Here is a 14,939-nt window from a genome sequence, read left to right as displayed (position 1 = left end):
GTAAGGTTATGGCATAATGGTAACGCTCCTTCCTTTAATTTTAAAGTGTAACAATCCGGTCAACTCCAGCCTGTGGAGTACTTCTTCCAAATTTTTTGATTTTGGAATCGAACCGACAAATTCCTCTTGTGTTACTTTACCCTGGTATTTTATATCAACATCATACCATCGTGATATTTTTCCCATCACCGTGCCGATGCGTTCGTGCTCAAATGAGAAATTGCCATTCTTCCAGCCCAAAACATGGTTGGTATCAACATTTACAATGCAGATTTTTTTGCTGGAAATGGCCTGCTGACCTGGTAAGATTATTTTTTTGCTATCGCCGGTACTTACCTGTACAGAACCCTGAAGCAGGGTGGTTTTGGGCGTTTCGCCATCGCCATATGCGCAGATATTAAAATGGGTACCCAATACTTTAACATTCGAACCCTCAAAATCAACGATAAAGGGTTTATCCGGATTATGGGTGACCTCAAAATACGCTTCGCCTTTTAAGGCAATTTTTCTGGTATTGCCCGAAAAAACTACCGGATAGGTGAGTTTACTCTCTGCATTCAGCCAAACTTTACTTCCATCAGGAAGATTAACGCAGTATTGTCCGCCCCGGGGTGTTACAATCGTGTTGGTATTGCCAGATGCCGGAGCGGTAGCGGTATTGATTTTCCTGTATTTTAACAGGCTATTACTCTCTTTTTCAATCGAATAGCCGTTTTCTACAGCCAGTTGCCCTTTGGTGAAATTATTTACTTCAACACGCTTGCCGTTGGAAAGAATAAGCACGACTTTATCATTTCCACCATAAATTGGTGTTGCGCGCGGGATGGTCGTGTTTTTGGAAATTGTGGCTTGTTTGTTCGCGTTTAAGTTCGCATAGTACCAAAATATAGTGGAACATACCAAAACCAATACGGCCGCTGCGGCCATGATTTTAAATGGCATATGTCTCCGGTACTGTGTTTTGGGAACGCCTAATGCATCTAACCGCATTTCGATTTTGTTTGTCAAATCTTCATGCTGTTCTCCTGTTAAACTATCGGGTTTTTGTTCGAATGATGCGCTATATTCTTTCAGGAATGCACTTAACTCAGGCTCATCTAATTGTTTTAACCAATTAAAAAAGTCCTGCTGTTCAGTCTCTGTCAATTCACCTTGAATTAATTTTTGCTGGAGTTGCTCAGCATCCTTTCGTTCCATATCTGCTAAGACGTGTGCGAAAAGAAAAAGAACCCCTCCTTAAAGAAAAAAATATAGAAATGAAATAAAGGGTGCAATCCTGTAAAAATGTTTCAGGTAATTTCTGAGAAAAGCCATGCCGGTATAGAGCTGTTTTTTAACTACCGATTTTGATATTTTTAGCTGCAGAGCAATTTCATCAAGAGAAAGGTCTTCATGGATTTTGAGTTCCACAATTTTTTTTCGTTTTTCTGGAAGCAGGTTAATGCCACTATGCAGGTGGCTCAGCGTTTGTGTATAAATTAAATGATCATCTGTGCCAATGGCATAATCTTCTTCCAGGTTTTTTGAAACTTCCTTTATCCTGATCTGTGTTTTTGATTTTCTGATATGATCGATTAAAAGGTTGCGTGCGCAGCGGTAGAGGTAAGGTTTGAAAGACCCGATAAGTGGAAGGTTTTTTCTGTTAAGCCATATTTTAACAAAGATGTCCTGCACAAGTTCATCCGCCAGATCGGTATTACCGGAAATTGAAGCGACGAATTTTCGCAAATTTTGAAGATATTTCCTATACAACAAGTTAAACGCGGGGCGATCACCATCAGCTACGCGCAACAAAAGTTCTAGTTCCTCTGAAACATCTTTCATCTGCTTTATGAATTTGGTTAGCATAAAAACCCCTCAGTTGTGGAATTAAGGGCATTTGCGTTCAAAGAAGTTTAGCTGTTAATCCGGTTCGGTTAATTTACCAGCAGCTAATTTCATCTAACGTCCGCACGAATGTAACAACACTTATTAAATAAAAAAATAAAGTGATGTTATTTTTAACGTATTTATAACGCTTATTTTTTTGAGTTTTTCTGGTGCCTAAAAAACAGGCTTCCAAAACGGTTATTAAGGCCTTTTTCCAGCCGGAAGGAATATTGTAGATTGATTGGTGTTATTAAGCTAGATGTTGGTTCTTAATACACGAAGATAGCTAGCTCTGTCCGTAGCGTTAAGCAGAGTGTCTCTTTGGTTTATAACGATAAAATTGAATTGATAAACTTAGTCGCAAACCTTTCCAGTTATTGAAGCGTCGGGCCCTTCAGAATACTAAAGAAAGACACGGATAAATCGCATTTCTGCTACCCGTGACAAAAATACGAAGCTCTTTTTTTGTCCACTTCACCATATTTTGGTATATTAGAAAATCACAAGGGATGATCACCCAAATTAATCTGTCTGATTAAAAATCTCCCAAAAAATATTCCATGTCCACCTTTACGCCACGTTTACCCCACATTTATGCCACCTTCCGGCCAGGTTTGCTTCGTACCTGCTAGCACACTGCTGGCGCATTGCTTAGTACTTGCATTGGTTGAGTAATGGTACTGTCAGCGATCAGATAGACCAAATATCTGACGCGCTTTCGGTTGGCAAGCTAACAATAGCTAAATAAAAGGTAGAGGGAAAGTTATCTTAAGGTATTGTTGATTTATATCTGTGTCGGAGCAAAACGAGTCACAGACTCTTTTCAATTATTAGCCGGTAGAGTCCTCCGGACAGACAGGTAATGCTGTGAGGCATCTGATTTCTCTTTCGGATTGGGGCGTTTTGCCCCAATCCGAAAGAGTTATTTTAAGGTTACATCCAGGTAAACCGAATGGCGGCCGTATGTTTCGTAAAATGGTTTGAAAGCCACATTATCGATGGTGAACTGTAGCTGCTTCGGATCACCTTTAATGCTCTTGCTGATGTCTTGTGCATCTAAGGTAATTTTACGCCAGTCTTTTCGCGCTTCAGGTTCCTGGGCAGCAAGCAATATGGGGCCGTAAAATAAGCTGGCAATATTCTGCTGGTCCATTACCGGATCGAGGTGGAATGTGAAAGGCATTTTCAATTCCACAACATCTCCATCTTTCCAATCGCGGCTTATTTTAAGATAACTGCCCGGGCTGGCCACAAGCTTTTGTATAATGCCATTGATTTTAACAAAAAAACCTTTGTTTGCCCATCCTGGCACACGCACATTGATGTCGAATTTTCCATTTCCATGAACCGTTAGTTTGGTATGGTCTTCTTTCGGGAAATCTGTTGTCTGTTCTATTCTTATCTTTCGCGCTTTCCAATCTAATGTAGAGGGGATATAAAGGTTTACATAAAGTGCATCATCATCTTTGCTTTTAAAATAAATCGAATTCTGTAGCTTGGTACTGCTTTCTAATGCGGTACCATTGCAGCAGGTAAAGCCGCTCATGTCTCCATTGCTGAACTGTTTTGCAGAACCTGGTCTAAGTGAGATATGATAAGTATTTCCGGGATTGTCTTTTGCTACGGAAGCTAAAATATCATTATATAAAGCGCGTTCGTAGTAGTCCATTAATTCCGCTTTTTGTTCAAAAAGAAACAAATCGCCTGTAAGTTTAAGCATGTTGTAAGTGGCGCAGGTTTCATTTTGCCCACCTTCAGAAAAGCCGTTTTCATATAAACTTCCTGGCTGTGCAATAAAACATTCTGCATTGGCCGGATTTCTTGCTCCAGCAACACCACCTATGCTATACATGTAATTGTTTACAACTTTATGCCAGAAGTTATCTGCAATTTTAAAGTAATCTGACTGTTGGGATACCCGATAAAGTTCCATACTGCCAACAATCTGTGGAATATGCTGATTGGCGTGAAGGCCACGAAAAAGATCTACATTTTTAGCTAAGCCACTGCTGTGCGCATCATCGCCATAAAATAAGCGGATATTATCGAAAAGCTGTGCCGTTTTTAGGTATTTTTCCTTTCCGGTGATTCGGTAAAGATGTGCCATTGATTCATTCATGCCGCCAAACTCACCGGCAATGTAGGTATTCCACATTCTGGTTAAGGTTTGTTGTGGTAAGGCACTTAGTCGGATTTGTACCCAATCAGCCATATTGGTGGCAATTTCAAGTGCTTTTTTATTCCCGCTAACCTCGTAAATATCAATTAGTCCGGCTAATATTTTATGTAAAGTATAATAGGGAGCCCAAATCTGATTATTTTGACCACCATATTTAGCACCATTTTCAAGCATGATAAACTGATCTGGCGGATAAGCACTTATAAAACCTTTTCCCCAATTCCAGTAATCCCTTCTGATTCCCTTTTCGCTGATATCAGAATCATAAGCAGTTTTTCCCGGACCGTAAGGAATAGCCAAAGGATCGGCAATAAATGCACCTCCCGCTTTTTGAGGTTTTCCGGATAGTTGAGATAAGGCATAAAGTGTATTTACCATATACGCCATTTTATCGGCGAAAATTTTCTGCAATGTTTGATCACCACCTGAGCCGGCATAAGCCTGTGCAATAGCGCTCAAATAATGTCCCGTGGCATGGCCCCGCAACTTAGTATCTTCGCTGTCCCAAACGCCAAGCGGTTTCGCACCAGCAGGCTGTTTCTGACCAAAGGCATGGCGAAACATATACAGGAATGAATTAGGGTCTGTTTTAGCCAATGTACGGATAAACTTATTCCTGTTTTCAATAAATTTTGTGTCATGGCCTTCGTGGTCAGCTTTCAGGGTTACCTGGTTCAAGGCAAAAGGTAGTAGCTTAATATCTGGTGTTGCACTTTTGTCGCTGCCAGTTACGGTTACCAGTGCTTTTGGCTTAAAGTTTGTTCCTGGTACATAACCGGTAATGGTATAATTTCCCGGTTGGCTAACAGCTGAATTATCTGTTGGATTGGGCCAGATTACTTTTACTATTGGGCCGGTTTTACCGGTTTGATAAGTTCCGGCAATGGCCCCGGGTAACCGGGGAAGATCACCAACACTTGTTGTCACTTCAATATGATCTACCCCAGTGAGGTATTTGGTGTATAACTGAGCGGCATCTGCAGGGAAATGTTGCAGGTCATCATCCGTTTTTGCCGATGTGTTAACTGCCGTTTCATTAGTTTGGTTTTGTCCGTGCTGATAAACCGAAACAATTTGTTTTGCATTTAAGGCGACCCTATAAATCCTGAAATCATGGATTAAAGCATTCAGCGCTTTATTTTTGGCTGACAAGGCATTGCCAAGGACCAGTGATTTCTTATCTGGTTTGTGCTCACCCAAAATTGATGTCAGGTCAAAATTGATATCTTTTTCTTCAGCAACTTTTTTACCGTTAAGGTAACTAGTCATCGATTTTGAAGCAATATCGACAACAATGGCCAGATGTGCCCATTGGTTAAGAGCAGGAGCAGCCGCCTTTGTGATATTCGATTGTTTTCCATTTTGGATAACAGCAAGAAAACCCTGGTCATTCTGTTTAAGATTAAATTGTGAGGCAAAATGCCTTTCCGAATTTTGACCGAAGTCGAAAAAGCACTGTTCCGCACGCTCACTTTTAAGCAAAACCCAAGCGGTTACGCTGATGGATTCAACATCGGTTAATGCTCCGTCAGGTATACTTACATAAGTTCCGTTAGTTCCCGGCAGAGAAAGCACTTTTCCGAAGCGACTGTCTTGTACAAATTCGGGTTCACCTCCAATGAGGTTTGCATTAAAGCGATTTCTTGACCAATCTTTTAAATCGCCTTTAAGTTCATACCTGGCACTCATGGCCGTTTCTCCAATACCATCCAGGATCTGATCGCCGTTTTGGGCCAGCGCGATGTTGCTTGCAAATATAAAAATAGCAAGACATGGAATAGTGTAACGGCTTAATTTATGAATTTTAATATTTAGCGGACTCTTCATAACAGGTAAAATTAGACAAAAAGTATGAGTGGTAAAGCCTTATAAGTTGCAGGTATTGTGCATATTTTAACCTTATTAGAGGATGAATAGGTGAAATAACTATTATCTGCTTTTGATTTAAAGCCGTCGTCAACCTGAACCGCACTTAGTAGGCTTATCGATGGTAAGCTATCGTTTAAGATGATGTTTAAAATCTGCATTCGGAGAATGAACGGTTAAAATATTGATACAATGTATTAATATGCAACGGAAATTTAGTTTGTACATCAGTTATATTTACAGGCATATTTTTATAATGGCTGGTTTATACGGCCCCGGTATAATCTTTAATCAATGAAGAAAAAATACATAAAGTTATTCATTTTATTGCACTTATGTTTTACTGTTCAGGCTGCAATGGCTCAATATGCGAGCGAGGCTATGGTGCATGGAAATCCGATTATACCAGGGTATTTTGCAGACCCAACTGTCAAAAAATTCGGAGATACTTATTATATATATGCCACAACCGATGGGAATGGCGGTGGTTTCGGTCCCTCTCAGGTATGGACATCCAAAGACTTTGTAAACTGGACCATGCAGGATATGAACTGGCCAACCACACACCACTATTGGGCGCCGGATGTAACACAGGGCGCCGATGGCAAATTTTACCTGTATTACTGTCAACCCGTAGAGATTTTCGGTGCCTCATCTCTGAGCCCCGTTGGCCCGTGGACCTCGCTGTTGCCTAAAGGCAAACCGATTGTGTCTAATTACATGGTGCCAAATGTGATTACACTTGATGGCCAGACTTTCAAAGATGACGATGGCCAATATTATATGTACTGGGGTACCTGGGGGATTTATCCTAACCACGGCTGTGGTGTCGGCCTTTTGAACGCAGACATGAAGTCATTTGCCAAGCTGGGCCAGATTCCCAATACTGATGCAAAAGAATTTTTTGAAGCTCCGTTTGTGTTTAAAAGAAAAGGGATTTATTATCTGACTTATTCATCAGGATATTGTGAAGATGGTACGTACCGGGTTCAGTATGCCACAGCAACTAATCCGATGGGCCCGTTTAAATATGGTAAAAACAATCCTATTTTAGCTACAAATCAAGATGGAACGGTGCATGGGCCGGGCCACCAATCTGTATTGCAGCAGGGTGATGATTTTTACCTGGTGTACCACCGGCATAATAACCCGCATAATGACGGCGGTTACCACAGGCAGGTAGCTGCAGATCAAATACAGTTTGATGAGGAAAGAAATATACTTAAGATTGTGCCTACCCATACCGGAATCGGCTACCTCGCCAAAGATGTCAATCCACATCCAAATTTAGCTCTAGGTAAAAAGGTCTCTGCATCTTCCAGCTATGATGAGAATTTTAAAGCGGAATTTGCCTTTGATGATAATAACGGAACCTTATGGAAAGGTAAAAGCAATGTAGGGCCTGCCTGGGTGCAGGTAGATCTGGGAAAAGTATATCCTGTTAAAAGCATTCATACACAGTTTGAATATGCGACCTGGTATTATCAGTATAAAATCATGTATTCGGCTGATGGAAAAAAGTGGAAAGTTTATGCTGATCGCAGCAAAAATACCCGGCATGGAAGCCCGATGATTGATTTTGCCGATGTTAAGGCACGATACCTCCGTACAATGGTTTTACACACAGAATATCCGGGATTGAATAAAGCCATATGGAATATCAAGGTTTTCGATCATGCAGAATACCAACCTGTAATGCATACCAAAATTAAAAAATGGGAACCTTTAAATGCTTTTGAACCAAAAGGTTTGTTAGTGAATCTGTCGTTAGATCATCTCCGCGCAAACGCCGTGGTAACCAATGTTCAAAATAAGGGGAAGTTGGGTGGGTATTTTTCGGCTGTCGGACCGATTAAACCCCTTACCTCGATGATTGGTGGTAAAAAAGCGTTGTTTTTTACTGGCCGTGAGCGCTTATCCTCAACAGCACCTGCACCAAAATCGCTGCTTGGAAACAGCAGCTATAGTGTGAGTATGTGGGTTTTAAATCCGGAAATTGATAAAGAAGAAACCATTGTATCCTGGACAGGGCGGGGCGGTGTTGATTTAAGTAATGCAGCAGTTGGTTATGGGAACAGTAAAACTGCCGCTGCCATCAACCATTTAGGTTGGGCAGATTTAGGCTATAAACATGTTCCGAAAGCCAACGAATGGCACCTGATCAGCGTTGTTTTTGATGGGACAATGGAACGGATTTATGTAGATGGGGAATTGGACAGAACCGAGAGAAGAATGCTTTTCATCAATAACCTTAAACATTTTCTGATTGGTGGAAATGAAGATGGAACCGCAGGATTTTCTGGGGCATTGGCGTCCTTAAAAATTTATGATATTCCGCTAAGCCATGAGCAGGTTAAAACTGCCTATAAAAAAGGGCTGCCAAATAACACCCCGCTGTATGTTGAAGCTAAAAATCTCGCCTATGGCAGGTTGGATCAGTGGACCAATAACGGAGCTGCTTTAGGAAAACTTGTAATTGAGAGTAAAGCAGAAGTTGCGGATGTAAACGGAAAAATAGCAGTGAAATTAGATCGTGGAGGACAGTTACTTTTAGGAAGTGAACTGGCGAAAAAACTAGATTTTTCAAAACCTTTTAGTGCTATTTTTTCACTGTACGCGCAGGCTGGTGCAAAAACAGATTTATTTTTTGGCCATAAAACGACAAGCATAGTAGGCACCGGAAAGTGGCAGCAGGTAATCTGCACCTGCAATAAAGGAAAATTTAAGGTTGTTATCAATGGTAAAAGGGTTGAAAATATCGATTTACCAGGCCAGCCAAAAAATCAGCGTGTTTTAATCGGAGCAGCAACTACAGCGGATCCGGTAGCCATATCTGCTATGGCTGCATATAATTACGCGCTTGATGATAATGCCTGTAAGCAGGAGTTTGATTTTTGGAAACAGACACAAAACAGCAACCTCGTTAATGCGTCATTTGCTTTAAAACCAGCAGCGGTTACACCCAATATGGTGTATATGGCTGCGAATAAACCAATGCTACCAGGTACCAGTTTTGAGTATCTTTTTCAACAAGATGGAGATAAAAACACCCCCAAATGGCTAAAATCTTCAGCTTATACAGATTTCTCTGTTTCACCTCAAATGCGCTACGCTTATACCGTAAAGGTTAGAGATAACTTTGGCAATATTAGCCTGAACTCCTCGCCGGCTATGGTTACAACAGATTCTACACTTTTTATCATCAGAAAACAACGCGGATCGGCCATATCAATTCCGGCAGGAGCGGATGCTTTAAAGGGTACTTCCTGGGATGGTTTTACGGGAAATGCTGACACTGTAGCCCAGCAAGCCGGCGTGTTAAAATTGGTGTCGCACCATACATTCTGGGATGGATCAATGCCGGCCGGACCTTTTGCCTACCATCAGGTGGAAGGCGATTTTGTTGCAGAGGTGTTGCTGTCTGATATGTTAGGATTTAACCAGAAGAAAGCTTATGGCGCAAACGAAGCCGGTATAATGGTTAAAGAGCCATCTAATGCCAAAAAACTTTTACAAAATGGGGTAATGCCTGGCTGGGGCATTGGAAACATTATAACGGATTTAATTGCCGGCGAACGCAAACAGGTGAATAACCTGGCGGCATGGAATTTTTGTCGTCATTTGCAGATACAGCGGCAGGGAAATCTATTCTTTTTGCGTGGCAGCCATGATGGAAAGGCATGGGTAGATCTTCCCGGCAGTCCGATAAAAAGGGATGATATGAGCAGTGTTTTAGAGGTTGGTGTTTATCATGCTACTTACGGAGACATTTCGGGTTATGCATCATTTAGTGATTTTAAGGTTATCCAAAAGAAAAAAGAATGATACTGCTTCTCACTTATTTCGTATTAATCGGTTGATTTTGGATTTGACTGCTTGCCCAAAATTTGCGGAAAACGACCATTTAGAGGATCCACTGGTAAGGTCGTCATTCTCGCGCATGCGGGAATCTTAATGCAAGCCTTTTAAGATTCCCGTACGATGACTATTGGATCAAGCTGGAATGACGACCTCTTGGCGGATACTATTCACTTAAATTTATCTACCATTCCTTTTGATTTTTTCAGAATAAATGATTCTTCTGGATGACATTTATACCAATAATCATATTACCTCACTTTGGTTGAAACGAAGATGTGTGTGATTGTTAACTACAAAGATTTTAGCCAATCTACAACCTGTTCGCGGGTTTTGCCTGTTTTTTGCTGCAGTTTGCCATAAAGTTCATCATCTTTTCCCTCCTCATACTTTAAATCATCTTCGGTTAAATCTGCATAGGCCTGTTTAACTTTTCCTTTAAGTTCATTCCAGGTACCTTTAAGTTCTAATTTGTCCATTTTTTTTATTTAAGATTTAGTATTTCAGTTTATTTTTTTTGAAAATTGGCTGTTGCTTACTTGCTCTGAACATCTTTAGCGGCATATATGCTATCTACCACATATCTGCTAAATCCCCTCCAGGGTAGGCTACTCTTATATTCCTTGTAATGCAGTTCATAAAACTTGCCACTGTTTCCCATCATTTGTTTCGCAATATTTTCATCGGTTACAGAAAATTCGAACTCATTGTTTTCCAACGTCCCCATTTGTCTGGAACGAACGCCACTTTGAATCAGTTTTCCCTCATTGGTTTTGAAAATATATCCTTTTTTAACGATGTAATTCAGCTCTCCGGCTTTCACTCCTTCACCAAATACAAAGAAGTAATGATAATAAATCAGGCCGGAAACCAGCACAATGCCAACTACTGCTGCAATGGTTCCGATTTTTTTTCCTGTAGTCATTGCTTAAATCATTTTGTTAAGTTGTTCTCATGTAAAGAGCGTATAGTGGATTTAGAAAACCCTGAGACCATCGTCTTTACTTTAGAAAAGAAACTGCTTCCTATAGAAAGCAGCTTCTGATTTTTAGACTTAATTTGCAACGTCTCTTTTAACTTTGTTTGCCGTTCTCTGTCCCGGCAAATAAATCTGAAATCCGAAAGACAGGTTCAGGTTATTTTGGGTTGTTGCACTTCCAAAACCAACCAGCCCATTGTATTTTAATAAGGTTTCGAGGCCAATGTTTGGTGTAATGAAATAGGCAAAACCCGGTCCAACGCTTAAGTTTAAGCCATTTGTGTTGCCACCGCCATTGCTTACATTAACACCGCCAATACCAACAGTAGCTTCTGCAAATAAACGGCCATGGCGTAACACTTCAACATCTTTTCCGGTATAATAGCGGCCTAATGCACCAACTCCGTAACTGGTGGTTGTGCTGGAGTTTTTAGCCGTTTTTAAACCGAAATTTACATAACCACCCACCGCTACATTATCCTGTATAAACCAGGCTGCTTTTGGAGTGATGTCTACACTGAATATTTTTGGATCATCTAAACCAAGGTTGATGTTGGTTAAGTTGCCTCCAACCATTACATTGCCTTTTTGGATTTGGGCATTTGCCGCAAAAATGGTAGTTGCAGAGATAATTGCTGTTACTAAAAATTTTTTCATGATTGATAATTTATTATTGATTAATATAAGGTGAATTCTACTCGACGGTTTTCCTGACGGCCCGTAGCAGTTTTATTGCTTGCTATCGGTTGACATGGACCATAACCTGTTGCCTCAATGACTCCAGGTTCTTAGAGATTGTTTACAAATCTTTCTGAAGTCGTTGCCGTTTCCTGCACAAACAGCTGAGTTAATAAACTTATCAAGGTGATTAACATCGTAAATTTTGTAAAATTATTATTCATACTGTTCATTTTTATAGATGGAATAACAGAGGGACAATATGAATGTTTCGGTTTTGTTACATAAAAATACTCCTAAAAGGAGTGGCTTGTTTGGCTTCCAAATAGGAATTGATTACGTATTTAACCAGTTTTGCGATGTAATGGGTGTAGACAAATTACAGCGATTGCTACTTATGTTAGCATTAATTTACTTTTCTTGACCAGATTGGTTGGCTAAAAGATTTTTAAACCGGGCTGCTATTGAAAGACTCAGATCGGATGGTCTTGATCTCGACGGAGCAACACGAAGCACAGCGTTTTAGACCAAATTATCTAAATTGAATTTAAAAGATTGCTTCGCAGAGCCTTCGCGCGTTTACGCTGTGGAGTTGACGATATCCGGCACTATGCAATTCCTTAAAATCATCTTAAATCCGGCTTAAAATTTCGGAATCAGCTGATGCCGTAAAGCAACTCCATTTTTTGCCTTCTTTCAGTCCTTCGGGTTTGAATAGGTTTCAGTTTGTTAGCAATACCAAAATAACTGGCTACCCTGATTTGAGGTGGAGCGCCTGTCATTACGCGAGTAGCTTTTACAGCAATAGCACCATTTGAGCTAATATATTGTTTAGTGCGTGGGTTTTATGGGGATAATGTTCCCTGCGTTATCGAAATACATGCGGTCCATGCAAACTTCACGGTTAAACCCTGCTGCATCGCCCATGTTTATGCCGTCAGGATAATTGAATCTGTGGTAAATGATATACCATTCGTCTTTACCCGGAATCTGCAGCACAGAATTATGGCCCGTTCCAAAAATACCGGATTCGGGATTTTTCTGCAGTACGAGGTTATTTTGCTGAATGCTGATTGGACCTAATGGAGATTTTGACGTTCCATAACGTACACGGTAATTCTCACTTCGGGTATCATCTTCTGACCACATAAAATAATAGGTACCTTTTCTATAAAATACATAACAACCCTCTCTGAAAGTTTCATCTGTTTTTAAAACCTTGGTCGAATTAGGTTTTAAAGAAATCATATCCTTATTTAGTTCAGCTACCGCCAGGTAACCGTTCCCCCAGTAGAGGTAGCTTTTCCCTGTTTTGGGATCGGTAAATACGGCAGGATCGATTTCTTGCCCGCCTTTAATTCCTTCAGGTTTAAAGTTAATCAGCGGCCTCCCGGAGTCTTTAAAAGGGCCTGTAGGGAGATCTGATGAAGCTACACCAATTTTTTGGGCTGCAGTAAAATAGTAAAAGTACTGATAGTCTTTTCCTACCTTTTTTTCGGCAATAGTGGGTGCCCAGGCATTGCGGTTACCCCATTTTACATCTTTTTTCAGGTCGAGGATAACGCCTTCATCCTTCCAGTTTATAAGGTCGGTAGAGGAGAACGTTTTGAAATAATATCCGCCCCAGCCGTCGAAACCATCGCTGGTAGGGTAGATGTAGTATTTTTTAGTCTTGTTGGCATAAAGTACATCTGGGTCAGCATAAAAACCGTCGAGCACCGGGTTTTTAGCGAGTTTTAGTTCCATGCCTGACGGGATTCCCCATTTAGCGGTTAGGTTTCGCAATTCACTGCGCGAAATTGGAATTATGGTACCATGGCGGGGATGGAAATCCATTTTAACCTCATGATCAATCACTTTAAAGCGGTCTAAATCTGTACTCTCGCAAAACTGGTATTTACCCTTGCCATACACATCATACATCAGAATATATTTATCTGATCTGTTGAGCTTAAATACTGCCGAACCTTCAACAGCATCGCGGGTTTGTTGTTTATAGCCTGGTTGTTCAATCCATCTTCCTGAAGTTAGGGAGTCGGTAAGGGCGAGTTTAATTCCGTTTCCATTGCCCTCAGTTTTATAGAACAGGTGGAAGATTCCGTTTTTGTTGATGATATCGCCATCAATACACGATTTGCCATTTTTTGGACTAAACAACACTTTAGGTTCCTCTTCAAAATCGGTGAAGTCTTTATTGGCATAGGCATAATAAATAATATCAGGGCCGGTGCCATGCTGCATCGAGAAGTAAACCATGTACTTTCCTTTAGCGGGATCAAATATGGTTTGGGGTGCCCATACGCGTTTAAGGTCGTCGTGGCCTTTAAAGCGTTTCTGGATATTGATGATGCTGTGTTTCCAGTTAATGAGGTCTTCTGACTTTAATAAAGTCATCGCCCGGTTAGAATCCCAGCCTTTTGATGATGTCATATCAGTTACCACCATATAAAAAGAACGACCATCTGCCGAACGTAAGATATGGGGATCGCGGATGCCACCGGTAGAACTGATCTGTTTCGAATCGAGAACAGGTTCATTGTTATTCAATGCACGGTAATTGTAACCATCGGTGCTGATGGCAAAGCAAAGGGCTTCGTCTTTTACTGCATTTCCTTTAAAATAGGTAAATAGATATCCTGCAAAATCTTTTTCTGCAGGTCCTGATTTATATTCCTGACTGAATAAATTTCCAATAAAAGCAAAATGTAAAAAAGAAAATAGGATCAGGCGTTTACATGGAAGTCTTTTCATATTTAAAGGATTGAGTTGATTACTGGTATTTAATAAACAGGGTGTGGTGAATTAAAACCACACCCTGTTTATATTATTTTAAAGCTATTTTTTGCACAGGTGAGTAAACATACTCACCGGCAATTGTGGTTTTTACACCAATTCTTGCGTAAATAAAGTCAAGCGATTTAAGGTTGTCGGGAATATCAGCCGACAATGTTGTTTGTGCGCCAAATACAAGTGAAGGAACACTTCCGTCTACCCGAACTTCCCGCTGAACCTGATCGGTTAAAACCGATTTTCCCAGGTAGAGGCGTACCAGTTCAACATTGGCAGTGGCAACCACCTTATTCACAACAAAATTTGCATTGATGGTGTTTCCGGACTTTTGAAAGGTTTCATTGGTGATGGTAAAGTAAGGCGTTACTGGCACATCAATATTGGTGTTTTCTGTAAGATTTACCCTGATCGTGTCAGTGGCCTGTTGCAACCAGGGTGCATCAGCCCGACGTACCAATTTGTACTGACCGGCAAATAATTTTGAGGAAAAACTACCATCCTGATTCATGTACACATAAATAGGTGATTTGAGCGGATAACCATTCTGCCATAATTCTAACTGGGGGCCATTGTTACGAACACTCACTGCTTTTCCCTGATAAACCACTTTTCCGGATAAGGTTAATTCCGGAGCGTCGAAATTGTCGTATTCGCTGCAGCCGGCCAGAAAGATACTGGCTGCTGTTATGATTGTTAAAAATCTAAATTTCATCATCTTAA

General features: G+C 40.7%; 9 protein-coding genes. 1 reads left to right on the top strand and 8 read right to left on the bottom strand.

Translation table 11 applies throughout. The features are described 5' to 3' along the window. Window positions 1-6: 6 nt before the first annotated feature. The 3 genes from DV942_RS07900 to DV942_RS07890 all read right to left on the bottom strand — a co-directional run bounded on the left by DV942_RS07900 (window position 7) and on the right by DV942_RS07890 (window position 5,875). Window positions 7-1,197 (bottom strand): FecR family protein, encoded by a 1,191-nt coding sequence (locus tag DV942_RS07900; protein ID WP_145856618.1) that lies wholly within the window; start codon window positions 1,195-1,197, stop codon window positions 7-9. 39 nt (window positions 1,198-1,236) lie between these two features. Next, window positions 1,237-1,848 carry an RNA polymerase sigma factor gene (locus DV942_RS07895; RefSeq protein ID WP_090981668.1) on the bottom strand — a complete coding sequence of 204 codons (612 nt, stop codon included), beginning with the start codon at window positions 1,846-1,848 and terminating at the stop codon, window positions 1,237-1,239. A 943-nt stretch (window positions 1,849-2,791) separates the two neighbouring features. Further along, window positions 2,792-5,875, bottom strand: coding sequence for a beta-L-arabinofuranosidase domain-containing protein (locus tag DV942_RS07890; RefSeq protein WP_145856616.1), 3,084 nt, complete (start codon window positions 5,873-5,875; stop codon window positions 2,792-2,794). 333 nt (window positions 5,876-6,208) lie between these two features. Here DV942_RS07890 and DV942_RS07885 point away from each other — a divergent pair, with 333 nt between their 5' ends. Then, a complete protein-coding gene (locus tag DV942_RS07885; RefSeq protein ID WP_145856614.1) occupies window positions 6,209-9,739 on the top strand; it encodes a family 43 glycosylhydrolase in 3,531 nt (1,176 codons plus the stop codon). Between the two features lie 326 nt (window positions 9,740-10,065). Here DV942_RS07885 and DV942_RS07880 read toward each other — a convergent pair whose 3' ends face one another. From DV942_RS07880 to DV942_RS07860, 5 genes are all read right to left on the bottom strand, one after another. Beyond that, a complete protein-coding gene (locus DV942_RS07880; protein WP_134204090.1) occupies window positions 10,066-10,251 on the bottom strand; it encodes a CsbD family protein in 186 nt (61 codons plus the stop codon). 56 nt (window positions 10,252-10,307) lie between these two features. After that, a complete protein-coding gene (locus DV942_RS07875; RefSeq protein ID WP_134204089.1) occupies window positions 10,308-10,697 on the bottom strand; it encodes a hypothetical protein in 390 nt (129 codons plus the stop codon). Window positions 10,698-10,826: 129 nt separating this feature from the next. Next, window positions 10,827-11,408 carry a hypothetical protein gene (locus DV942_RS07870; RefSeq protein ID WP_145856612.1) on the bottom strand — a complete coding sequence of 194 codons (582 nt, stop codon included), beginning with the start codon at window positions 11,406-11,408 and terminating at the stop codon, window positions 10,827-10,829. Window positions 11,409-12,260: 852 nt separating this feature from the next. Continuing rightward, a complete protein-coding gene (locus DV942_RS07865; protein ID WP_145856610.1) occupies window positions 12,261-14,180 on the bottom strand; it encodes a family 43 glycosylhydrolase in 1,920 nt (639 codons plus the stop codon). Window positions 14,181-14,253: 73 nt separating this feature from the next. Then, complete coding sequence (locus DV942_RS07860) at window positions 14,254-14,934, bottom strand: DUF3823 domain-containing protein (protein ID WP_090981682.1); 681 nt, start codon at window positions 14,932-14,934, stop codon at window positions 14,254-14,256. Window positions 14,935-14,939 lie beyond the last annotated feature (5 nt).

The sequence above is a fragment of the Pedobacter suwonensis genome (genome assembly GCF_007833675.1).
Taxonomy (GTDB): Bacteria; Bacteroidota; Bacteroidia; order Sphingobacteriales; family Sphingobacteriaceae; genus Pedobacter; species Pedobacter suwonensis.
The sequence above is the reverse complement of the archived record's forward strand: the minus strand, read 5'-3'. Positions and strand labels throughout refer to the sequence as shown.

Excerpts from the sequence above, each read along its gene's own strand:
- DV942_RS07875 (WP_134204089.1), bottom strand. The coding sequence starts at position 10,697 with ATGACTACAGGAAAAAAAATCGGAACCATTGCAGCAGTAGTTGGCATT.
- DV942_RS07870 (WP_145856612.1), bottom strand. The coding sequence starts at position 11,408 with ATGAAAAAATTTTTAGTAACAGCAATTATCTCTGCAACTACCATTTTT.
- DV942_RS07860 (WP_090981682.1), bottom strand. The coding sequence starts at position 14,934 with ATGATGAAATTTAGATTTTTAACAATCATAACAGCAGCCAGTATCTTT.
- DV942_RS07895 (WP_090981668.1), bottom strand. The coding sequence starts at position 1,848 with ATGCTAACCAAATTCATAAAGCAGATGAAAGATGTTTCAGAGGAACTA.
- DV942_RS07890 (WP_145856616.1), bottom strand. The coding sequence starts at position 5,875 with ATGAAGAGTCCGCTAAATATTAAAATTCATAAATTAAGCCGTTACACT.
- DV942_RS07900 (WP_145856618.1), bottom strand. The coding sequence starts at position 1,197 with ATGGAACGAAAGGATGCTGAGCAACTCCAGCAAAAATTAATTCAAGGT.
- DV942_RS07865 (WP_145856610.1), bottom strand. The coding sequence starts at position 14,180 with ATGAAAAGACTTCCATGTAAACGCCTGATCCTATTTTCTTTTTTACAT.
- DV942_RS07880 (WP_134204090.1), bottom strand. The coding sequence starts at position 10,251 with ATGGACAAATTAGAACTTAAAGGTACCTGGAATGAACTTAAAGGAAAA.
- DV942_RS07885 (WP_145856614.1), top strand. The coding sequence starts at position 6,209 with ATGAAGAAAAAATACATAAAGTTATTCATTTTATTGCACTTATGTTTT.